We start from the raw sequence: 22,116 nt of genomic DNA on the forward strand, positions 1-22,116 counted from the left end.
GAATGTCTGTATAATTTTGAGTATGGTACAGAAATCTAGTGGTTAGTGATTTCCATTTAATCCTTTGAATGGCAATTCAATACTAATTGTTTTGATACTTTTCCAGCAGGCTTCCTTCTTGCACCACTCTGTTACATTGCGACCATCAGGGGGGTTGGTAATAGCATGGTGAACACGTCTAGAAATCATCACAATAGATTGCTCTAAAGCTTCCGGAATACTCTGCTGTCTCCAGATCAGATATAAATCAACATCTTGTTCAGCTCTATAGCTGAGGTAGGAAAGAGTATAGGTGACAATGTTGGCACGATAGCCACCAAATTCTTCTTTTTGAACAATCTTCTCTGTGCCTCTAAAGAGAATGGCTTTTGCAATAAGACGCTTGAAGTAGTTTTCATCAATTTCTACTCCATCTCGTTCAGCTATACGCAATGTAAACCTACAAAAATTCTTCTGAGCACCTAAGCTCACAATATGAGGGAGTTGTTCCCATGTCTGCTCAAATTTGGCTAGATCCGTCTTGGTAAACTTCTGTCCCACTGGGTGCATCGCTGTAAAAGCTCTTTGTTTTGCTAGGGTTGACTCACGGCCTTTTGCATTAAGATATTGCCCTCTTGCTCTTTCGTAGAACCAGCGAGTTTGTCTCTGTGTTCCGTCTACAGCAGGTGCCCAAACGGTGCGGGAAAACTCCTCAATTTTGACGTGAAAAGGATCATTGGCAGAGAAATCAGCTTCGCTTACTTTGTTCTGGTTGTTGGCATACCGGGAAATGAGCGGTACAATTTCGTCTACCTGCTCAGGGGCTACTATAGTAAGCTTTGCCTGAACATAGATTTTAGAGATATCAGCTTTATCTTTTCTGGCTGCCTGGTAAATTGATGCAGTAGTTTGCCCACCGTTGACGATTTGCAAATCGCGCAACCAGATGATTCCTTGTCCACCATCGGGCAGTTCAACAAATCTAACTTCTTCAGCAGTTGCTGAGATTCCGTTATTGTAAGCCAGGAAGCGATGTGGCTCTTTAAGAATTGTCTGGCGAATTCCCTTGTTAACTTTTCCTCTAACTTGTAAGAAAGAGCGTACGTTACGCTCAAGTAGCCTTGATCCGTATTCTTCATAGAGTTTACAAAGAATCTCGCCAGGAATAATTGCAAGGCAGGCATTGTAGTCAATATTTGATTCCGGCATCGGAAGGCATGGAATTGGAAAACCGTATTGAGATTGAAAGTTGATCTCTATTGCTTCTCTTTGTTGTCCTGAAGTAACACATCGATATGTTCTTTGAATATCCCAGATGTTGAAGGAATACGTTATACCATCTTTAACTAGATTCTGTTTGTGTTTTACAGTTGTAAGTCCATCAGTAAAAAGGAATAGCCGAACTCGACTCAATTGATGCTTCAGTTTATAAATCAACTGAGCCATATCAAACACGCATGATGCTTCCTCTATGGACTTGTGATAACCTTTGACTGCTTGTTGTAGAAAAACAAGCAGTCTGCGGAACGCGGCTTCTACTTCATCTTTACGAACGGTTACTGGAGGGATAGATTGTGTGTAAATTGACACAAATAAGTCAAGGCAATCTTCCTCCTCAAGAATGCTGTAGCCATTAACTTTAATACCACGAGCACTGTGATAACAGATGTGACCATCTTCAATTTCACCTGCCTCAGTGAGGTACTCAACCATGAGTCGTGTAAATTCGTCCTCTCGAAAAGAAGCACCTCCGTTGTCATTACCGCCCTCAGCGTTATTAATAACTTCCTGTCTAAAGTTTTCTGCAAATTGAGAAAAATCTGCATCATCACTCATTCTTGCCTCCAAGCAGAGACAAGAACTCAAATTCTGAAACAGAGAATTGTTTGCAGTGGGATATTTTGATTGTGTAGCGTACCTCTGCAATTCCAGGTTGTAGATTCGACCCAATAATTCTGGGGAAGCCCTCTTCAACTTTGAAGTAGCTTCTTCCTCTTTCTGTATACCTAGATTGCTCGTAGCGTGCAGAGTGGCTGTTAAGATAACCAGCTTCAAACAAAAGAGCTTCAAATGCTTTTCTAAAAGCTAGCTCACTGTCAACAATCAGTCTGATACTTTCAACCATTTCTGGAAGGGTTTCTCCTTCTCCATGCCTTGCATCAAGAGCAAGATGTAGCAGAATAAGAGTTTTTCCAGATGTATTATCAAGTTGATGTTCGTTTGAAATAGCTAATTTTTCAGGTTGTTTTGTAGCAGTAGTTTTTACTTCAATAGCAAGATTATTGAATTGGAAGTCCTGTGCATCTCGATGGGGACCAGTCCAGCATCGTACTCCCTGAACTCCAAAGCTCGGGATTACTAGCTGACGAAGACACCAAAGTTCACCATACAGTCCTTGTTGTGCTTCTTCACTCAATCCCTCGGGATTATGTTTCTCTAGAAATATCTGCCAGCGTTGTAAACGCTCAATGAAAGCAGTTACGGCAATTCTTTCATCATTAATGGAAGCAAGGTGGTCGATAATATCCTGTACTAGAACGGTAAAAATGTCGCTGTATCGAGAGTTGATGAGCACAAGTTGAAGGGTGATATTAGCAGGACTGTCTCCTTGCAGTACTGCACGCCTGACCTCAAAACCACTTGAAGCTGGGTAAGCAGTGCTTCTTCCTGCTGATGAAGCATTTACCCGAATCATAAGCAATCGTGTATTAGAAGGCTTCTCAATGGCCAGGTAGACATCGTATGGAACCTCAGGCAAAAACCGACGACTAATGTAGCCAGAGTCTACGTTGACTGAGTCTTCCTGTAGTAGTGTCCAGGTATCTTGAACTATCACAATAGCCCAGCATCCTCTTTCCAACGAGTGTTATTAACTCTGTACTCGATCGGGATATCCGATGTACTCTTTGGAAAGCTCATTACAAAACCAACAATAGGGACAGGAGATGTGATGCTCTTTATTTTTTTTGAGTCTAGTGGATAAAGCAGCAATAAGCCGTTTCTCTTGTCCCGTTTCTCACGTATTATCTTTCCGTCAGGAGTTTTACTTTTCATGGGAGGTTTTCCTGCTTTCTCTCTCTTCTGTTGAGTTAGTTCAAGAATTTCCTCTTGTGTTTCAGCTGACAAATCAAGCCATTCATCGGTAGGACTCAATAGGTGAGATTTGCTCATGCGATATTCGTGAGGTGATTCAGAAGAGCTATCTTTTCGCTCTGTTAATCCAACTTCGTGCCCACCGATGACGTAGGTGTTTCTATCTTTTTTGGCTTGTTCATTGGATATGAGAACAACTGTCCACGAGACAAGTTCTTTACGAGGAAGCTGAGCTTTGATGTATTGAACAAGAAGTGTTGTGTTTGCTGGCCTACAATCATGATGCGACTGATATGCTGAGAGAAAGTCGATGACTTTATCAGCAGAAACCTCTCTCCACAGGTAGTTCTTGGATTTTTCCTCATACTTTCCAAGAGTTTTTAGAAGTTCATCTGTGGCTTTAAAGTTCTGCTCATTTATCTCGTCATTCTTGTAAAAAATTGTTGTTTCACTCAGGCTTCTGGTATAGGAGAGTTGCATGGTTGTCCCCGATCTCATTTTGTTAGCCGCAGTGATCATTAGTCCTTGAGGATGAGTACGAACTTTAAGTCCGAAATCTTCGGGTGTAGCATCTTCAGCAGCCATATAATCCAGTTCCTGCCTCAGTTCTTCGCTTGCAACAGTGATGTGCTTGTACCACTGAACAAGCTCATCTGTTGTGTACAGCCTGCAAAGATCAAGGTAACCAGGTCTGTAGCCAAACCACCTTCCCATCTGCATCAATGAATCGTACATTCTTGTGGGGCGGAGATAATAGCTTACAGTTAGATCCTCTAGAGTTAGACCCCGAGAAAGTTTATTTCCCCCAATAGCAATAACACTTAGTCCATTCTTATGTTCGCTGTAGTCCAAAACATCTTTTGCTGTACCGTTAATTTTTTTGATCTGAATTTTGGATGCAGCCTGATTCAGCAGAAGGTCGGCTTCTTCCCAGCAAACAGTCTGTATAGCATACTCATGCATCATAGATTCACTCGTTGGTAGGAAATCAGATTCCCACAACTGCCTGAACTCGTCCCTTAACTGTTTGGGGGCGTTACCATCTCCATATCGCAACCGCCTCTGTATAGAGGTCAATACATCCTGAACCTGAACTGCAACTCTTTCCTGAACACTTGTAAGAAGAGTTACATGCACAAGCATAGAGTTGTGTGCTTTTTCCTGTCCTCGTGCGATTCTCACTGCACACGAGAGAATAAATGATTTGATCGCTTTATACAAGGATTCGGGAATTTCACCAGGAACATGCTCCTTCTTGTGTGCTGTTGGCATCCATTTTTCGTGGTCTTTAACCAACCTGACAATTGGTAACCCTTCTGATGCTTCAAGCCCAGATTGTGCATCTGCTTCAAGCCCAAATACACGTGCTGGTCCTACATAGTTTGATGGTGTTGGTAGATTAATGATAAAGCTACGTGGAAAAAGGTCGTCTCCACATTGATTTGTACGTGCTTCTTCATGAATAAAGATGTTTGCAAATGGTGTAGCAGTGTAAGCTACATAAGCACTTTGCTCAAAGCTATACAGTAGCTTTCTAATTAATGCATTAATCTTTGTAGGATCATGATCCTCAATAATGTTGTCGTCATCATCAAATACAAGTGGATTTGTGTCGATTGATCCATTATCAGCTTCGTCATCTATAACCAGTAAAGGTACTCCTCTAACAATACGTCTTCCTGATTCCTCGTCTACAATTCCTCGAACGCTGCTCAATGCCCAGTTGAACAAGTTATTGAGCACAGATTTATTCTTTTTGACAACAAGAACAAGTGGGTCCTGCCCACCAGGAAGAACTCCAAATTGATTTGCAACTTTTCGATTAAAGTCACCTTTTTGATCACTGCTTGTTGCTGAATGGGCTATTAAGGGTTTTCCAATCGCAATTGTTCCTGCACCCACAAAGGAGTTTTTCTTCTCATCAAAAGCTCTATACACTCGTGAGTCAAAACCCAGAAAGCCCTCATCTAGACGAATTTGAGTTTGGCTTCGCAAGCTGTCAGTTAGTCCCGCAAGTACTATTATCACTTTGTACCCAGCGTCAACTGCCTTGCAGACAAGACCAGTGTAATTTGCGGTTTTACCAGATTGAACTTGCCCAACTACCATTCCTCTTCGATCCCATGCCCCTGGTCGCTGGGGATCTTCCAATCGCTCAAGAACGTCATTTGTCAGCCGGTCCAATCCAGTAATCGTGGCGGGTGCCCATCCTTTTTCTTCTTCCAGGTAACGCACATAACGATTCCAAAAATCCCAGTTAATTTCGCTATTTCGATCAGACAACCAGGGAACATGACCTTTTTCGCTATCCAGTATGGTTCCTATACCCATCTGAATATTTACGAGTGTTTGAATCTCTCGAATAAGCTTCTCCTCATCAATCTCAACAGCTCGACCCTGTTGACTAGTCAGCATACTGAGAACAGCTTTAACTCTCTCCTGGATAATTTCACGAGTAGGAATTTTTTGCTCTGCCTTCAGAAAAACCTGAACAAGTTGGCGAGCCATGTCGTAATCGTTCATCACAGGTCTCCTTTATCCAGATTCTTACCAAAGCTGTTCACCAGCTCTTCAAAACGTTGGAAAGGCTCCATCTTAACCAAACGGCTGCGGGCATCCTCTGGCTTTAAGCCGTTTTTTATCATTGCCTGATAAACCTGCCTCATTACCTCTACAATTTCCTCTGGTGGATCCCCTTCAAAGGGTTGACTATGCTTTTCAGGTTCAACAGAACTGTCAAGCCAAATTCGTTGTACAGGCACTGTTTCTTCAAGCAGTCGAATCAGCGCTCGTATAACTTGCTGAAACTCCCCATCTATTCTTAAAGCCTCTTTAATCAGAGGATGCTCCTGGTTTATGAGATAAAAAATTTTTCCATGTTTAACTCTTCTCTCCCAAGGGAAAATATATTCCTCTGCTGCCGTTGTTGCAACAACTTTTCCCCTATGTCGATAAATCTCCATTGCTTTCTGACGCGTTAGCCTAGCTATACGTTTGAGGTCCGATCTAAGGAATGCAGGTGGACGCGCTCTAGACTTTTTGACATCAATGTTCCAGTCACTGTCCATTGAATTCGTCAAGTTAACTTCGATACGAGCCAGCTTGTGATGCTCCTCTTTCTGAAAACCAAGTCCCAGCCAATCGCCAGCCACAAGCAGCCTTTCGTTGCGATAAACATAAAACCCTTGTTGAGCATTCCAGCCATCTGGACCTGCTGCTTTGTTATAGGTTTGTTGACTGATTTTAGAGTGATGAGGTAACACATAAGGTTTGATTAACAGGCTGTCTTCCTCTATCTGAAATCGTTCTTCCGGCAAATTCTGTGTGGCTTTTTCGTTAGGTAGGAATGGGTTCCAGGGTTCGACAGGTGCATCGTTTATCCAGAGGCGCAATTGATTATGACGCTCCAGAAACCGATGAAACACCATAGCTAAATGTCTCTCTACTACTTCTATAAGTTCAAGAAATCGATTATGGGCTTTCTGGTCATCTACCCTTGTACTACCCACAATTTGGTCTAGGTGCTCCCATAAGACAATTGTTCCTTGCGAGTTCTCTCTAAAATCAGAAAGCTTGCTGAGTGTTTCAGCAGTAAATGATTTAAGTAACCGCCATTCCCCAGTTTGGGTAACGTAATCTAAGTTCCATTGTCGTGTTGCAACACTGTAACCTGAAGCCTTTGATCTGACCGTGAGTTTTCTACATTGAGAAAACGAGGCTGTTTTAAGACCTAGACCAAAACGTCCTAAATCATCCGGTTTTCTGATCTCCATAGGACTCTGGCTGCTTGGTCTCATTGCGTTGACCAGCTCCGTCTCTGTCATCCCCTTTCCATTGTCTTCAATTGATATGTAGGAATCAGAACCATTCCAATGAAAGGTTAGCCAAATTTTCTCTGCTTTTGCTGAAATGCTGTTGTCAATGATATCAGCGATCGCAGTTTGAAGGTTATAACCGAATGCTCGTAATGACTCAATCATTGCTGAAGCACGAGGCTCAACTAAATCATATGCACTATCATTAGTTTGATTTGCCACGATTATAAAGGCGTTGATTAGTTGACTGAGAATTGCTACCAGACAAAACGACCTTTTGGAGAAGATCCTTAAGATTCTGAAATATATAATTCCCTAAATGGCTCTCGATGCTGCTGTTTCAAATTCATCTCAGCCTCTACTGATAGTGCCCGATCTATTCAGTGTATAAAAAACTTTCTTTAATTGTGTCCTTAAGCCCTTTCTACGGCTACCTGTCAGGCATCTGTTAGATGTGAAAGTGTAAAAATAACAACAGATACTTGGATAGTTATGGCATGGACGTGTTCAACTTCCGACAAAAACTGATTGAATGGGGGCAAGAACACTTCCGTCCTTTTCCCTGGCGTTTTACCGATGATCCGTATTACATCCTGATGGCTGAAGTGATGCTTCATCGAACCCAGGCTCAGCAGGTTGTTCCAGTATATAAACACTTTATTAAGCGTTTTCCTGACATTGCCTCTTTAGGTGAAGCGACTGAGGAGGAAGTGGGTGAAATGCTTTACTCCCTTGGACTTCATTGGAGAACCCGGCTAATTCATGAGATGGCTATAGCTCTCGTTAGTCGTTTTGATGGAAAAATTCCCTCTAAGAAATCGGACCTGCATAGCCTTCCAGGGGTAAGTGATTATATCGTCAGTGCTGTTCGATGTTTTGCATGGAAGCTACCTGATGCAATTGTGGATACAAACACAGTCCGTGTAACAGGTCGTTTGTTCGGATTGGAGGTGAAGGACTCTTCCCGACGTAACCGTAAATTTCGAGAATTGATTGCCTCTCTGATTGACCCTGAAAAACCAGTCAACTATAACTATGCTCTGTTGGATCTAGCAGCTCAGATTTGTACTAAAAGCCGCCCTCCAAACTGTGGTCAATGTCCTGTGCAATCTGTTCGGCGACAATAACCTTGGCTGGATCGAAAAGTAACGACTTGACCGGTTATGAGATTGCAACCCAAGGTTAGATCGCAAGGTCTACTTGGTCTGGTCAAAGACTAAAAAAAGCACTAAAGAACTCCCAAGGATTTGCAGGGAGATCTACAGTGCCAGGTACATATATTCAAACCTATCAGGTTCAAGTGTATATGCGAGCAAGGGAAGAAGGGTGCACGCAACAAGCATCAGCTGCTATCGCTGGCTTTAGTGAACGCAGTGGCAGACGGATTGAGCAGGGAGAGCATCAACCAAAGTACGGACAAGAGCGCGAGTGGCGCACCCGCCCCGACCCACTTGCCGGGGTCTGGGAGAGTGAACTAGAACCAATGCTCAAGCGGGAACCCCGCTTAGAGCCAACGACCTTATACGAATATCTGACTAACAAATATCCAGGGCAGTATGAGCAAACCTTGCGGACACTGCAACGACGGGTGGAGACTTGGAAAACCCTCTATGGTGACCCCAAAGCTGTGATGTTCCAGTTGCGACATGACCCTGGAGCAATGGGATTGTCCGACTTCACCGAGTTAAAGGGGGTCGAGATTACGATCAATGGCAAACTCTTTGAGCACATCCTCTACCACTACCGCTTAGCGTACAGCGGTTGGCAGTATGTGCAGATTATTCAAGGCGGGGAAAGCTTTATCGGTTTGTCGGAAGGATTGCAGAATGCTCTTAACGCCTGTGGAGGAGCACCACAGCTACATCGCACCGACTCTTTGAGTGCGGCGTATCGCAACATGGCAGGCAAACGCTACAAGCCGTTAACTCGCTTTTATGACCAGTTGTGTGAGCACTATCGGATGCGACCGACGCGCAACAACACAGGTCTTGCCCATGAGAATGGCTCGATTGAATCGCCGCATGGACACTTCAAGCGCAGGCTGGTGCAACAGTTGTATTTGCGTGGCAGTTTTGATTTTGAGTCAGTGCAATGCTATCAGAAGTTCATCGAGCAGGTTGTAGCCACGATTAATGCCAAATGCACAACGAAGTTTGAGGAGGAGAAACACCACCTGCAACCATTGCCCAAGTATCGCTTTGCCGATTATGAGGAAGTCCTAGTCAAGGTCAGTTGTTATAGCACCATTGAGGTGCGCTGTGTTCTCTACAGTGTGCCGTCGCGACTGATTGGACGACAGTTAACCGTTCATCTCTACCATGACCGGTTGGTAGGCTTTGTGGGTAAGCAGCAAGTGGTTGAACTGGTTCGTGTCCGAGGGGCTAGTAGCGGCACTAACCGACGGGCTCGGTGCATCAACTATCGCCACATCATTGAGGGACTACGCCGTAAACCGAGAGCCTTTTTGTACTGCACCTGGCAGCAGGAGATCTTGCCCACCGAGCAATGGCGAGGTCTTTGGCAACAGATGAGCGAACAGTTTGATGCGGATAGTGCTGCCAAAGTGATGGTGGAGGCTCTCTACATCGCCGCCACCCAGGATAAGGAGACGGCAGTGGCAGACTACCTTGAGGTGCAATTACAACGAGGCAGTTTGACGCTCGCCCGCTTACAGCAGCACTTCCAGTTGCTCTCCTCGCCTGCGCTGCCCACCGTTGATGTTCAGCAACACAAGTTATCCGAGTATGACCAACTCCTCAGTTCCAACACCCCCACCCCCAACACCAACCCCTTACCTGTCGGAGAGCAACCCTTACCCGAGTCTGAGCCTACTGCTCAAACAACTCCATTTGTCCCATATGCTCAACCACTGGCAAAGCCTGGAAACCAAAGCAATTCAGGAGAGTTGGTCGTACGCTCAGTTCTTGCTAGCACTGTGTCAATTAGAGGCGGACAGAAAGTTACAAGTGAGGTTGCAACGGGCCCTAGCAGAAGCACAACTGCCAACTGGAAAAAGCTTTACCACCTTCAACTTTGAGCACTGTCCTACTCTCAATCCAGCTCCTTTAATACAATTAAGCCAAGATGCTAGCTGGTTAGAGCGAGCCCAGAACCTAATTCTACTAGGTCCAAGTGGTGTTGGAAAAACCCATCTTGCGGCTGCAGTGGGACGATCTGCAATTGAGTGCGGCAAGCGAGCTAAGTTTTTCTCGGCGACTACCCTTGTCCAGCAATTGCAATACGCCAAACTGCAATTGCAATTGCCTGCAATTCTCACAAAACTAGACCGCTTCGATCTACTGATCGTTGATGATTTAGGCTACGTCAAAAAGAGTGAGGCAGAAACGGGTGTGCTCTTTGAACTCATCGCTCATCGTTATGAGCGTAAGAGTTTACTGGTCACGGCAAACCAGCCGTTTAGCCAATGGGATGCGATCTTCTCTGACTCCACCATGACGGTCGCTGCCGTAGACCGATTAGTGCATCATGCGCTCATTGTTGACATTCAAGCAGAGAGTTTTCGCAAGCAATCTGCACTAGAACGGGTTCAACCGACGTAGCCTGCAACGGTGCGATCTGCAATTGAAGCTTTGACTAGTTGCAACAAGAGCAACTACTCCACCTCAGAATCATAACTCTGGTGTTATTGATTCACAATTTAACTTGGGTTGAGCAGACTGTAGTGTCAATACTACAGTCCGTTTTTAGTCCAAATTTAGTTTCTCTTTGTAGTGTCGATGAGTAGTTGTCACCCTAACGCGACAATTCCTTTGAGTCATTTAACCGGACAAGGTGAATTCAAATTAATCGAGCAAGGTAATTGACATTAGACAGCAATCTTTCTGCCACTATGGAAAGGACTCTCTGAAGTATCCGAAGTAATTGTTTTAAGGGGATCGAGATGGCGGACAAAGAACACTTGGCTATGCTTATTCAGGGGGCTGACAAATGGAATGAATGGAGACAGATGATGGATGAAAGCGAGGAACTTTGTGATGATTTTTATGAAGTGAATTTAAGTGGGGCCGATCTCAGTAATGTGAACTTGAGTGGTTTTGACCTCAGCAGAACTGACTTGAGTGGTGCAAACCTGAGCGATGCTGGGCTTGTTGAAGTTGATTTCAGTTATTCTGCTCTGTGCAAGGCTGATCTCAGCAACTCTCGCTGTCAGGGATGTAATTTTAATGAAGCAGATTTGGAAGAGGCAAACTTTAGTAAAGCTAACCTTACTTACGCTAATTTCAATGGAACAAATCTAATTAGCGTGAATTTCAGGCAGTCGCGTTTATGGGAGTCTGATCTCTCCTCTGCTAATTTGAGCAATACTGACTTTAGTGAGTCCACGCTAGTTGGGTCCAATCTTCGTGGTATTCAGAGTAATGGAGCAGTTTTCTACAAAGCAATCCTTGGAAGTGCCAATCTTAGCGGTTCTGAATTCACTGGAGCTAATTTTAGTGAAGCCGATCTTAGTCGAGCCAATATGAGTGGTACGGACTTTGCGAAAGCGAATTTCGTCAATGCTAATCTCTATAGAGTTGAAGCTTTGGAATCTAGCTTTATCTCTGCAAATTTTACAGGTGCTTGTTTGAAAGACTGGCATATTGATGCTGCTACTCAACTAGATGATGCCATCTGTGAGTACTTTTACTGGGGATTGGATCAACAGAACCGCTGTCCGCAGAACGGTATCTATAAACAAGGGGAGCTTGCAGAACTGTTCAAACGGGCACGAAACTTGGTTGAATCGTTACTACAGAAGGGCTTGTAAACTCAACTTAGTAATCCCCAGGTAAAATGCCTTTCTCTTTTAGAAACTCAGGAAGAATCTGCTGTTCATATCTCCATCCAGACAAAACCTGATCCCCGTAAATGTGCCTTGCCACGATATAGAGGTAGTCTTCGTAAAGCTCCTGCGGTATCACTAGTGGGCGGGCAATGAAAAAGCCTGGACCCAATCCTGCTCCAGTTTCCCAATCTACCCCACGTTCCTGCTTCAAAATTTCTTTGACTCTTTGCTGGTCTTCTGTCGAATTTCGCTGTAACCCCACATCTTCAACAAGTTGAGCAAGAATTCGGTATGTGGTTCTGCCCAACGGTTCACCAGTTCGCCGATCGACATATTGAATTTCCGTCCTCACTAATGGCTGTTCACCTCGAATAAAGGCGAGCATGGCAGGACTAGTTGCCTGCACAATTTCCCAGCCTGTGTCCTGATAGCGTTGCTTCAGCTTTTGTAGCTCAACTTGAAGCTCTAGTTCTCGTGCCGATGAACTTTGCCCTCCCCCTTGAGCCACCATCTCAATCAGAAGGGTTCTGATTTGTTTGGCGATCGCTGAATCTCGCAACAACATCCCCAATCGCAGAGCAGCGCGAGGAGTCCAAACCGTTAAATTGGGGGTTCGGGAACTGATGTCGAATATCGACATCACATCCTTCAAAGCTTTCCCCCGTAGGGTTTTTAGCCCATCAGACTCAAACTCATCCCGGTTAACCTTGATTGCTGTTTGCACCGTGTCCAATGGCACTTCATAGAATTCTGCGATTTGCCCTGTGAGTGCTAATCCTTGCCCTTGCCAAACCGCGAACATTAAAGCTTTTGCCTTATGCAAAATCTCCTCTGCCCGATTGCTTTCAATCTCAGCAAGTTGGCGATCGCGAATTGATCTTGATTCAATGAAGGCATCCTCTGATAGATACATACGGGCTACTAAGCAACGCTAGAAAGAAATGGGAAACATCATTTTGCTTTTGAGATCTGTTCAAGCTCTGCAAGCTTCGCCTTGAGTGCTTGTTTCAAGGCTTTGATCTCGTCAGCTTGCCAGTCTTCCACTGAAATAGACTGTAAACTCTTAATCACTCGTTGGGAGGGACTACGAATAGCCGAGTTGTCGCTATTATGGGTTTTGAGCAAGTCACTGACTAACTCACGGGTCTCACTTAGCGATAAGTTTTCTGCTGCAACCCTTCGAGCTGTCTGACTTCTTACCTCTGCTGCCGCTACTGCATCCAAATTCAGTTTCTCAGCAGAAAGCTTGTTTAGTTCTCGTACTTTACTGGCATCTAAGCCAAATTCCCGAACGATCTCCTTAAGGTCGTCGGCGATCGCCAGCATCGGAAACACGTTGGCACTGATGGAAGCTGGGTTTAGTTGGTAGTCCATCAGTGCCTGAAAGATTTTTAGCTCTGCATCCTGTTTTAACTCAATGGATTCTAGCCATTCCCGTTGCTCCTCCCTGGAGGCAGTAGTGATAGCGGTTAACTCCGAAAGCTTTTTATTTCGCTTCAGGCGTTGCAGGCAAGTATTGAGCATTGTTGGAATGCGATCTCGTTCCTCCTCAATCTCGGGATTTCGATAAACAATTTGGTTGATCAGACACTCTGCTAAATCAAGAGGGTGTAGATCCTTCCGATGAATGGAGGTAGATAACGCCTGACTTTGAATCTCCTGGAGGTTAATCTCCTCTGACTCCAGTGGAATGATGACAGCCTTAAGGGTTGTCCATGGGATGAGAGGAGCTGCCCGCCACCGGCGCTCGCCGTCAAAAATTAAATAGCCTTCTTTCCAGGGAAACAGGATGACCGGAGTGTGCTGCCCCTCCTGCTTTAACAGTTCTGCAAATGCCTTAAGCTCAGACTGCGGAAATGTCTGCCGGGGTTGAAAAATGTTGCGCTCCATGCGTGCAATCTCAATTTCTTGAACCCCGCCTTGTGCTGACAGTTGCTGTGTTAATTCCTGGATTTTTGCTTCCAGTTCCAATTTTTCCTGGGTGGCAAGTTCCTGACTTTTGAGGCGTACAATCTCAGCCTCCAGTTCCTCTACCCGACTCGACAAATGATGAACTTTTTGGGTTTGCCCAGCCTCAGCAAAAATCTGGCTGGCTCCAATCGGCTTTGGTCTTGGCATTACTTCCCTTTCAGTAGATTGATGATACGCGCCACGATGGGGTCGAATGACTTCACGATCGAGTCCCCTGGTTGATAAATCTGTACAGGTAGCCCTGTACCACTGGCACTCAAAATGAATCCAGATTCTTTAATCGGTGGAAAGCAAGTGATCCCCATCTGCTCAAGTTGATAGGGGATCGTATCGGTTAATTCGATGTCGGTTCTGGGTTTACCTTTGCTATCAAGTCCCAGCAAATTACGATGAGCGGCAAACTTAGACACGTTTACCCTAGATGGCACAAACCCCAAAATTTCTGGCTTAGGACGTAATCGAAGAGCTTCTATTTTTTGATAAAACCAGTTGACCATCCCCGCTGCCCCGAAAGAGTCCTTATATTCTGGTTTCAAGGGAACCAAAACGTGGGTTGATGCTGCAAGAGCGATTAGCCCCATTGGCTCTAGGGACGCAGGAGTATCCAGAATGACGACATCCGCATCAAGAGGGTAGTCTTCCAGCCTGTCCTTAAGGGTTTCATACTTTCGCTCGTAGAGATGTAGGCTGCGGACGATTTCTTCTAGCGCTGCGCCACCTGGAAGAACCTGAATATTGTCCACATACTCTTTCCAGATAGGAGCTAGGGGGTAACTGCCATCAAAACTCGGATCGAAAACGGCAGCAAGAGACTGTTCCCTTGAAGGAGTTGCTGTTTCCCCTGTAAACAGGCTTAATGAACCATTTTGATCCAGGTCAATCAAAACAACCTTGTACCCTTTCTTCCCTAACGCGTAGGCTAAATGGGTCACCAATGTTGTTTTCCCTGATCCTCCTGTATTGCTCTCGATCGCAATTCTGATTTGCTGAGCAGCTTTGGGCATAAAAAATAGTTTGTACCATAACGTTAAAGTATATCACTCTGTACCATAACGTTATAGTACACCGAGTTTCAGTTAAGTGTTGATGAACAATGGTGTTCAGTTAGCTCTATCCATTAGCCTACTGAAAGCTCTTTGCTAACTTTCTCCTTGAAGAGAGCGGAGCTACACTCATTCCATCGAAAGCCTGACTTCCACATTGCTCCGTCATAGATGAAGTAAATGACTCTTACCTGCTGCTTATCTTCATTCACTTTCAGAAAATAATTTTTCCGTTTTACAAAGTCAAATAGTATAAAGTAGGGCAACTCGGAGCTAATCTTTAACCATGCTTCCATTGTTATGTCATCTGGAAAATGAGTATCGATTACTTCAATCGCAACCCAAGGGTGGCGCTCCGTATGTCGGTGGGATAGTTCTGCTCCAAAGACATCGTGCCGCCACTGAGCTGTGCTTGACAGTGTGCGAGTCACTTCTTTCGTCCATGTATAATCTTTGCCTCTAAACAATGGTACAAATGTTTGGTTTCCATCATCAAAACTGTTGTACCCAAATAAAAAATTTTGTTTCTGAAGTTGAGTCAGTAATTCATCAACTCTGCTTCTGTGGCGGTTTGATGATTCTTCACGACCTCTCAAATATCGCTTTGTTTTAGATAGGGAACAAAAATGGGGTGTGTTGAGCCTATTGCGAATTGACAGTCGATATTCTTGACTTTCATCCCAAAGTTCTTGAGTTCGCAAAAATGCACGTACATTTGGATCGTGAAGTTGATCCGGATAAACAACTTTCAAGCTGTTACCGTTAGGTTGATATACTGCTTTGGTCCACTTCAGCATAACTAAAGTCAAACTCGACTTCTTTAAAGATAATCAACTTTCAAAGTCTTTTTGGAGAGGTGGTTCTTCACTTACTTGGAAAGATTAACTTTAATCCTCAAATACTTGACTTTCTACATTGCCTCCTTCAATTACCCATTCCAGGTTTACCTTTATGGACTTACTCTAATTCGATCCCAATGTGTTCCTGACTCTGATTATTGGTGGAACGTAAGAGAGATTGATATTGCATTTGTTCTTGAGCAATCTTTGTTTCCTTGATCCCTCTCTGGAAATGCTGCCAATGCTCTAAAGAAATATCGGCGTGCAGGATGTCCCAATCGCTCTCATTCCGTGTTTCTCCTTGAAGAAGAACTTGGTTGGGCTTTTCCTTTTCGACCACAATAATCTGTTGTGTTTCCTCATTCCATTTGGCGGATAGCCAGTTGTCCTCTAATTCAGTCTTCTCCACCTCATTCATTCGATCTTCGAGGTAGCTAAGTATTGCTCTAGCTCGCTTCCATTGAGCACTTCCATATTTAGGTCTTTTACCATTAAAGATGTGCTCCTGGTGTAAGCGATCGTGTTCAAGCTGTTGATATTGCTCGAAGTGAGTGTCAAGAAAACGTTGGCACTCGTCAGGTGATGCTTTCTGAATGTCCCGTAATTGTTGAGGTTGGCTGTCATCGTATTGTTGGACGAAATCGTTGCGCTGTAGTCCAATAAAACTGTATTGCCGCCCCAGGTCTTTACCCTTTCTCAAAGCTCCGTCAATTTCAAAACTGATTCCAATAACTTTGCCATCAATTTCCTTGAACCGAACGCCTACTTCTCGAGTCTTCAGCCGGGCTGCCATTACTGCAAAGGTCGGTTTATCCTCAGTTGCCTCTCGAATTTGCTCCCAAAGTTTTTCGGTTGGGGTTTGCTCGATACTCAGTCTTTGCTTCATTCGATATTCGCCCGTTGGCAGGTTGTTGCGCTCTCGTTCCGGCCTAAATGTGTAGGGTTGCAGATTAAATTCTTCCTCTATTTGTTCCTGAACCGATTTCTCCCCTCCCAAGCCATACTTCAGTCTAGTAACGATGTAGGCATCATCTACCCACTTGCCATTTTTATCAACTGCAGAAACTGCACCATGCCCATGCTCCACCTCCAGCTTTTCCTCCTTGTCGTAGTGTTTAGCGTTTACATACAGGCAATCCTGGTGCCCAGTTAGTTCATAAATTCTTTTGAAGATTCTCGCAAACTTCTCTTGACTAACTTTCTCTCCAGGCTGAAACGAAACTGCAAGGTGGCGCATTGTGATTTTGACATTAGGGTTTGTCTTGTGGCTGAACCTGAATTCTTCTGTTAACTCCTCCGCATCTCGTCCAGACATGTTGGTACTGATAATGGGATTGTCGTTTTCGTCACGTTGTTTTTTCGGATTGAGCAGGTACTGACACAATCCCAGTGGGTCGCTGCCATTGTTGTACTCGATATTCATAAAATCTCCTGTGCTCGGTACTGGAGCCGCTTTAATGCAATTTCGCGCCGGGTGTCCTGTATCAGTTCATGTAAGTTTGCTTTTTCTACTGTGCTTAAATCTGTGCGATCGAGAAGCCGCTCTGCCATTTCTCCTAGCTTCCAGTGAAGCTGTGAGTTGGCTAATGCTCCCTCTGCTCGTCGCCTTGCTCCCGAATCCCGTCCGTTGGAGAATGCCATCTCGATCAAAAACTTGCTCACTGACATTCCTCGCTCTTGGGCAAGAGCCTTAATTTCTTCTTTTTGATCCTCGGAACTGCAATAAATCTCGATACTTGGTCGCTTTAGCTTGCTCATATCCGGTACTGCCACAGCTTGCTGTCTCTACTACTTCCTTCTAGCGTCTACTTTTGAGGAGCACAAAAAAACTAAATAATATGTATTGTCTTTGAAGATATTTTTGAAACTTTTCTAAGATGAATTTACACCTTGAAATTGGAGATTTAACCTAATGGCGAAGAAAATTGATCTATCTCTTATTGGGAAAATTGAGGAAAAATTAAATTCACAAAAAGAATGGCAATCAGAAATTAATTGTCATGAGTTGGTGGGATTAGTATTTTCTGCAATTGACAAAGCTGTAAAAGAAAAGGCTACCTGGACTGCAATCGCTCAATCAATTCAGGATTTAATTGGTGAAAGCGAGAAAATAAATCCAAATACGTTAAGACAGTATTACTTCTATTTCAAGAGCCATCCTGAAGCTTTGCCTAAGAAGAAGCGTAAGGTTGGAAAATCTAAAGAGAATCAAAAATCAACCACGGAAGAAGCTTTAGAGTCTACAATAGTGTTAACGGCTTCGGATTGCTCTGAGCGTCGCTCCACACCGACGGTTCAAGCTTTGGCTCAAACTGTTGATGCTCAAGTGAAATCTGGAGAAGAAACGACTGAAATTCAAGCGCTTTTACCAGAACCCAGGAAAAAAACTGGGTCTAATTTTGCATACTAATTGAGATCTGCAACTATGAATTCTAGAAATTCACAGGCTACAAAGCAGCAATCTTCTGCTGTTAATTTAGCCCTGCCTTCTCCACTTTTCATTAACTTTTCAACTGGTGGAAAAGGAGGGGTTGGGAAATCATTTTTCGTTCGACTTCTCTATCAGTATTACTTGGATCAAGGATTTCCTGTTGAAGGTTTTGAAGGCGATGTTCGCACGCCTGATTTTGCTGGGATCTATCAAGAAATTAGAAAAGCTGGTAATGGTATTCATTTCAGTGAGGATGAAAATCAGGCAACCGCTCCGAATATGATCTTGAATACTGTAATTAAGCGTAAAGTGAATGCCGTAGTGAATTTGCCTGCAGCAGTTGATCTTGCATTTGAAAAGTGGCTTGAAGTCTCTCCAGTTCTAGATCTATCTCAGGCAAATGGAATTCAGCTTGTGAAATGGTTTGTTGTTACTGGTGAGTATGACAGCGCCCAATGCCTTCATGTCTCCCTAAAACTGTTTGGGCATCTAATTCCTCATGTGATTGTGAAGAACCGGAAGCTCAAAGATTGGAGCTATTTCGATTCTGACCAAGATACGCAGGCGCTGATTCGGGAACATAATTGCAAAGTCATCGATTTACCAAGTTTGAATGTCCTGATTGCTGGAACTATCCTTAGAAAACGTCTCCGCTACGACGAGGCGCTGAGCTACCAGGGGGAAAACTACGAGGTAACTGAGCAATCTACTGTTAGAAGCCTCCTTCGATCAACCTATCAGGCGATCGAGTCCACTGGTTTTGTCCCTAATTCCAATGTAGTGATTTCTGGTAGCGGTAATGGCAAATCAAATTAATAATAGTACATCCTCACAATCACATCCGTTTGACCCTGAGCAAGATCCTTTAATTCGTAAATGGTCAGCGCGGCTTAACTTGCCTTCAGATGATCGAATTGTCGTAATTACCGCTGAAGTAGAACGTATTCGAGAGTCTATTGTCTCTCAATTGGAAAGTTCTGAGTTGACGTTTAAGGAGTTACAGGAATTATGGGGAGCCAGCTTCAACCAGACGAATATTACCCTGTCTCAAGCTCTATCGCTGATCCAACAGCAGCAATCAAATCAAACGGCGCTTACTCAGACTTACAGCAGTTTGACAGACTCCTTGCTGAAATTCGAGGAGGTGTTGAATACGTTATCCGAGAGAACCAACGAATTGCTAAAGCCCTCACAGGAATTAGCGAGCGTCTTGAAGCCCGAATTGTTGGCTCTGAAGTCGAGCAACACCTCAATTCAGAATACGATCAGCAGTCTCAAATCAGAAAATCGGACGATCTACAGTTGCCTAAGCGACATCAAAACTGCAATCACAACCATCAGCGACCGCAGCCAGAAATTGAACCTTAAGCCTTGGTGGGTGCAGTGGTTGATTGTCGTGCTGTTAGTTCTTAATGTTGTTTTGTCAATTCCCCACGATGAAGGTAGCCCCGATCTAAGCCTTGGTTTTGCTAACAGGGACTTGAACTATGTGGCAACTAGGTCGGAATGGACATTAACAAAGTTAGAGCGCATTGAGAAAGCGTTAGGAATTCAGAATTGAAAGTCTTATGAATAATCTCTGCCTGGTATTAAAAGCATGGATATATGGGCTTTCATGACTAAATCTGAATTACATCGCCAATTTTCCGTTTGCGCTTGTGGCGATTGTTATGCCCTGCTCTAATTTGGTGCTGTTGGTGGTGAGCGTCAATCTCATCCCGTCGCTCTGTCACAATCCGCTCAATTACTCGTTGGTTGGCGGTATAAGTTTTGAGACCATTAATCGTAATTTCCCACTTGAGATCGTGTAGCTGATCAGGTTGATTGTTGTGAGCCATGATTGCATCGATCGCCCGATTCACGATCGCGTCAGCCTCACCAGTTTTGTACTTGCGGGGTTTGTTTTCCTTAATTGATTCTTCAGTTGCATTTGTTTCGTCAGTAAAAGTTGTCTTAGCGATAGGTTGAGGTGATGGAGCTAGCTTTGCTGTTGCTGCCCTTTGAGCTGATACAACAGGCTGAATGTTTGCTTGCTGGATCTGCATCTGAAACTGCATAAACTGAGCCATCACATCGACGAGCTTATCAAGCTTTGATTCCAATCCACTCGATACAGGTTTTTCTAAAGGTTCTTTGGATTGGATTGATTCCGGTGAGTCAGCTTTTTCTACGTCCTCCGTTTCCTCCGTTTCAGCAGGTATGGCGTCAGCAGGAGAAGCGATCTCCTCCCCCACCTCACCAGAAATAGTTTCTTCCGGCTCAATTACTGCAGATTGCATAGGCAACTGCTTTTGTGACCATGCAATCCAAGCAGATACCTTGTCTTGCTGCGTTTTGCCTTCAAATTGCCTCAAAATTTCTGCTACAGCATCATGATCTTCTCGCCAGATCCGGAGACTAGAGCGATGTTTCTTCTCAGTGATTGTAGGTTGTGGTGCGTCAGCCGCTTCCTTAAACACTTCTAATACCTCCACCCCTTGCCAATCCAAATGAATGCCCTGCCGCCCATCAATGTTGCCCTTACCATCCCCTATTTTGAAATCGCTGTAGTGCCGTGAACTTGCAAGTTTCCGCCGTAGTTCTGGATTTTTTTCATCTAATACAGCAAAATGCCCCTGACAATGTGCCTTAAACTCAGTTGCATCCACATTCACAGGGCAGTAAAACCAGACGGCGATCGTGCCGTAGATTGCTCGAAACAAATGACTGTAGAGGTTATCTTTGCCTGGACGGTTGGGAATGAGATCAGCGAAGTGGCGATCGCAAGCGTCAGCGACCTTGTGCCCATACTCAGCATTAATAGCCTCCCTGGTTTTACCTTCCACATTTACTAAGCCTCGCAACCGCTTAAGCCCATTCAGAACGTATTCTGCTTGGCAAAGGGTAGGGATTTCAAAGCTCAAAGTTTGCTCCTCTCCCCTTCTTTTTAATGCGCCTTTGAAAATCACGCTGTACTGAGTTTTAGGGGTAAATTCAGCCGTTGCCATTACCTCGGTTGATCGTCGTCCGGTGAGTACCGCCAGTGCCGCTGCTACATCAGTCCACTCAGGGGACTGTAACAGGTTTACCGATCTGGTGATTAAGGCGTTGACATTACCAGGGTCAAGAATGATGCATTGAGTGTTCCTTCGTGCGACCTGGCCTTGTTTTTCCTCATTGAGTTGAGTGTATTCAGCTTTAGTGAAATTGATATAGTTCAGCGAGAAATGATTTTCACCCAGTTTGTCCTTAATTGCTCTACGAGTCTGATCCATGAGGGATTGTTGCTGTTTGAGTTCCTTAGCGCCCCTCGCTGCCCAAGCATCACGAATCGATAGAGCAAGTTGTTGAGCCTTAGCCACTCCATCTGGAGAGTCTTCTAATTGAGAGAGTGCAGGAATGTACTCGTTATCGATCAAATGATTGAGCCAGCCACGTTTACCCATAGTAAATCTCCAGATTGAATTGATTGTAGGGTGAATTGGGTTGGATAAGGAGAGGAACAAGAAGTGTCCCCCGTAGAGGTGTTAGTAGATTTCAGGGAAAGCCTTCTTATTGAGCCACCAAGCTGCTTGCTGTCTAAAGCAATTGCGTTGTAGAGCCACTTCATCGATTGCCGCTTTAATCGTCAATTGTTGGTCATCAGAGAGGTTGTAGAGCTTAAGGAACTGGATTGCTTGCTCAATAGCAGAGGTGGGCAGAGAGACTGGTACAGAGACGGAATGCTTGAATTTGGTAAGAGTTGATAGCATAAGAGAACCTCAAGAAGGTAAGGGCATCCGGTCAGATTGGCGTTTGGCGGATGCCTTTTGAATGCATATACATTCTAGCTAAAACCCATATACAAATCAATATGCAATCCATGTTCAATGCAATTCAATTATGCGATCGCCTCAAGTGTATGACTTCAAAACCTCTGATAGGGGTCTAATAGGCTTGATATTAGCAGCGGAAAAATTTTGGTCGTTAGTGAAGCTTTAGAAGCAACTGTCCCATTTTTGGCGACTGGGTGCTCAAACATGAGAAGTCTAGAATGGCGCAAAATCGTTCTCTGTAAATTAGACTGTCCCATTTGTGGCTCTTATATATAGTCCGCTTTTGGCTGTCTTCAACGTACTTAACGTAGGCAAAATCAGGAATTTTTATTCGTTGTAGACAGCATATATTGAGTTTGTCTCTA

General features: G+C 44.3%; 18 protein-coding genes and 1 pseudogene. 7 read left to right on the forward strand and 12 right to left on the reverse strand.

What is annotated here, in order from left to right:
- Positions 1-42: 42 nt before the first annotated feature.
- The 4 genes from H6G89_RS31900 to H6G89_RS31915 are packed head-to-tail and all read right to left on the reverse strand — an operon-like array spanning position 43 to position 7,109.
- Positions 43-1,815, reverse strand: a complete 1,773-nt coding sequence (locus tag H6G89_RS31900; RefSeq protein WP_190514046.1) for an AIPR family protein — start codon at positions 1,813-1,815, stop codon at positions 43-45.
- On the reverse strand, positions 1,808-2,815 hold the full coding sequence (locus tag H6G89_RS31905) for a PD-(D/E)XK motif protein (protein WP_190514047.1): 1,008 nt from the start codon (positions 2,813-2,815) through the stop codon (positions 1,808-1,810). Before H6G89_RS31905 ends, H6G89_RS31900 begins: the two co-directional genes overlap by 8 nt.
- Positions 2,812-5,595 (reverse strand): Z1 domain-containing protein, encoded by a 2,784-nt coding sequence (locus tag H6G89_RS31910; RefSeq protein WP_190514048.1) that lies wholly within the window; start codon positions 5,593-5,595, stop codon positions 2,812-2,814. The genes H6G89_RS31905 and H6G89_RS31910 overlap by 4 nt, the downstream gene beginning before the upstream one ends.
- Positions 5,595-7,109: an ATP-binding protein gene (locus H6G89_RS31915; RefSeq protein WP_309230144.1), complete on the reverse strand. Its 1,515-nt coding sequence runs from the start codon at positions 7,107-7,109 to the stop codon at positions 5,595-5,597. The genes H6G89_RS31910 and H6G89_RS31915 overlap by 1 nt, the downstream gene beginning before the upstream one ends.
- 260 nt (positions 7,110-7,369) lie before the next feature.
- Here H6G89_RS31915 and H6G89_RS31920 point away from each other — a divergent pair, with 260 nt between their 5' ends.
- From H6G89_RS31920 to H6G89_RS31935, 4 genes and pseudogenes are all read left to right on the forward strand, one after another.
- The gene (locus H6G89_RS31920) at positions 7,370-8,014 is read left to right on the forward strand and encodes a hypothetical protein (RefSeq protein ID WP_199337054.1); all 645 of its coding nucleotides are present in this window, start codon (positions 7,370-7,372) and stop codon (positions 8,012-8,014) included.
- A 179-nt stretch (positions 8,015-8,193) separates the two neighbouring features.
- Positions 8,194-9,246 (forward strand): annotated as a pseudogene (gene istA, locus H6G89_RS36620) (IS21 family transposase); the annotation flags it as partial.
- A gap of 499 nt (positions 9,247-9,745) precedes the next feature.
- Entirely contained in the window at positions 9,746-10,447 is a 702-nt protein-coding gene (gene istB / locus H6G89_RS31930; protein WP_305082330.1) for an IS21-like element helper ATPase IstB, read from the forward strand.
- Positions 10,448-10,788: 341 nt separating this feature from the next.
- The gene (locus H6G89_RS31935; RefSeq protein WP_190514050.1) at positions 10,789-11,655 is read left to right on the forward strand and encodes a pentapeptide repeat-containing protein; all 867 of its coding nucleotides are present in this window, start codon (positions 10,789-10,791) and stop codon (positions 11,653-11,655) included.
- Between the two features lie 7 nt (positions 11,656-11,662).
- On the opposite strand, the gene H6G89_RS31940 is transcribed toward H6G89_RS31935, so the two are convergent.
- From H6G89_RS31940 to H6G89_RS31965, 6 genes are all read right to left on the reverse strand, one after another.
- On the reverse strand, positions 11,663-12,586 hold the full coding sequence (locus H6G89_RS31940; protein ID WP_190514051.1) for a hypothetical protein: 924 nt from the start codon (positions 12,584-12,586) through the stop codon (positions 11,663-11,665).
- A gap of 38 nt (positions 12,587-12,624) precedes the next feature.
- Positions 12,625-13,791, reverse strand: coding sequence for a ParB/RepB/Spo0J family partition protein (locus tag H6G89_RS35380; RefSeq protein ID WP_242060217.1), 1,167 nt, complete (start codon positions 13,789-13,791; stop codon positions 12,625-12,627).
- On the reverse strand, positions 13,791-14,648 hold the full coding sequence (locus tag H6G89_RS31950) for a ParA family protein (RefSeq protein ID WP_190514052.1): 858 nt from the start codon (positions 14,646-14,648) through the stop codon (positions 13,791-13,793). The genes H6G89_RS35380 and H6G89_RS31950 overlap by 1 nt, the downstream gene beginning before the upstream one ends.
- Positions 14,649-14,761: 113 nt before the next feature.
- A complete protein-coding gene (locus H6G89_RS31955; RefSeq protein WP_190514053.1) occupies positions 14,762-15,484 on the reverse strand; it encodes a hypothetical protein in 723 nt (240 codons plus the stop codon).
- 160 nt (positions 15,485-15,644) lie between these two features.
- The gene (locus tag H6G89_RS31960; protein WP_190514054.1) at positions 15,645-16,949 is read right to left on the reverse strand and encodes a relaxase/mobilization nuclease domain-containing protein; all 1,305 of its coding nucleotides are present in this window, start codon (positions 16,947-16,949) and stop codon (positions 15,645-15,647) included.
- Entirely contained in the window at positions 16,946-17,299 is a 354-nt protein-coding gene (locus H6G89_RS31965; RefSeq protein ID WP_190514055.1) for a hypothetical protein, read from the reverse strand. The genes H6G89_RS31960 and H6G89_RS31965 overlap by 4 nt, the downstream gene beginning before the upstream one ends.
- A gap of 139 nt (positions 17,300-17,438) precedes the next feature.
- On the opposite strand from H6G89_RS31965, the gene H6G89_RS31970 reads away from it, so the two are divergent.
- Genes H6G89_RS31970 through H6G89_RS31980 form a run of 3 tightly spaced genes read left to right on the forward strand, consistent with a single transcriptional unit; the run spans position 17,439 to position 19,518 of the window.
- A complete protein-coding gene (locus tag H6G89_RS31970) occupies positions 17,439-17,936 on the forward strand; it encodes a hypothetical protein (RefSeq protein WP_190514056.1) in 498 nt (165 codons plus the stop codon).
- A 15-nt stretch (positions 17,937-17,951) separates the two neighbouring features.
- On the forward strand, positions 17,952-18,773 hold the full coding sequence (locus H6G89_RS31975; RefSeq protein ID WP_190514057.1) for a hypothetical protein: 822 nt from the start codon (positions 17,952-17,954) through the stop codon (positions 18,771-18,773).
- Entirely contained in the window at positions 18,757-19,518 is a 762-nt protein-coding gene (locus H6G89_RS31980; protein ID WP_190514058.1) for a hypothetical protein, read from the forward strand. The genes H6G89_RS31975 and H6G89_RS31980 overlap by 17 nt, the downstream gene beginning before the upstream one ends.
- Positions 19,519-19,576: 58 nt before the next feature.
- Here the strand turns inward: H6G89_RS31980 and H6G89_RS31985 are convergent, their stop codons facing one another.
- Both H6G89_RS31985 and H6G89_RS31990 read right to left on the reverse strand, forming a co-directional pair.
- A complete protein-coding gene (locus H6G89_RS31985) occupies positions 19,577-21,382 on the reverse strand; it encodes a protelomerase family protein (RefSeq protein ID WP_190514059.1) in 1,806 nt (601 codons plus the stop codon).
- A gap of 81 nt (positions 21,383-21,463) precedes the next feature.
- On the reverse strand, positions 21,464-21,688 hold the full coding sequence (locus H6G89_RS31990; protein ID WP_190514060.1) for a hypothetical protein: 225 nt from the start codon (positions 21,686-21,688) through the stop codon (positions 21,464-21,466).
- Positions 21,689-22,116: the final 428 nt, after the last annotated feature.

It is taken from the genome of Oscillatoria sp. FACHB-1407, from assembly GCF_014697545.1.
Taxonomy (GTDB): domain Bacteria; phylum Cyanobacteriota; class Cyanobacteriia; order Elainellales; family Elainellaceae; genus FACHB-1407.

Bases quoted from the DNA above. Each gene is read 5' to 3' on its own strand.
- H6G89_RS31900 (WP_190514046.1), bottom strand. From the start codon at position 1,815: ATGAGTGATGATGCAGATTTTTCTCAATTTGCAGAAAACTTTAGACAG.
- H6G89_RS31910 (WP_190514048.1), bottom strand. From the start codon at position 5,595: ATGAACGATTACGACATGGCTCGCCAACTTGTTCAGGTTTTTCTGAAG.
- istB (WP_305082330.1), top strand. From the start codon at position 9,746: ATGCTCAACCACTGGCAAAGCCTGGAAACCAAAGCAATTCAGGAGAGT.
- H6G89_RS31935 (WP_190514050.1), top strand. From the start codon at position 10,789: ATGGCGGACAAAGAACACTTGGCTATGCTTATTCAGGGGGCTGACAAA.
- H6G89_RS31940 (WP_190514051.1), bottom strand. From the start codon at position 12,586: ATGTATCTATCAGAGGATGCCTTCATTGAATCAAGATCAATTCGCGAT.
- H6G89_RS35380 (WP_242060217.1), bottom strand. From the start codon at position 13,791: ATGCCAAGACCAAAGCCGATTGGAGCCAGCCAGATTTTTGCTGAGGCT.
- H6G89_RS31950 (WP_190514052.1), bottom strand. From the start codon at position 14,648: ATGCCCAAAGCTGCTCAGCAAATCAGAATTGCGATCGAGAGCAATACA.
- H6G89_RS31955 (WP_190514053.1), bottom strand. From the start codon at position 15,484: ATGCTGAAGTGGACCAAAGCAGTATATCAACCTAACGGTAACAGCTTG.
- H6G89_RS31960 (WP_190514054.1), bottom strand. From the start codon at position 16,949: ATGAATATCGAGTACAACAATGGCAGCGACCCACTGGGATTGTGTCAG.
- H6G89_RS31970 (WP_190514056.1), top strand. From the start codon at position 17,439: ATGGCGAAGAAAATTGATCTATCTCTTATTGGGAAAATTGAGGAAAAA.
- H6G89_RS31975 (WP_190514057.1), top strand. From the start codon at position 17,952: ATGAATTCTAGAAATTCACAGGCTACAAAGCAGCAATCTTCTGCTGTT.
- H6G89_RS31980 (WP_190514058.1), top strand. From the start codon at position 18,757: ATGGCAAATCAAATTAATAATAGTACATCCTCACAATCACATCCGTTT.
- H6G89_RS31985 (WP_190514059.1), bottom strand. From the start codon at position 21,382: ATGGGTAAACGTGGCTGGCTCAATCATTTGATCGATAACGAGTACATT.
- H6G89_RS31990 (WP_190514060.1), bottom strand. From the start codon at position 21,688: ATGCTATCAACTCTTACCAAATTCAAGCATTCCGTCTCTGTACCAGTC.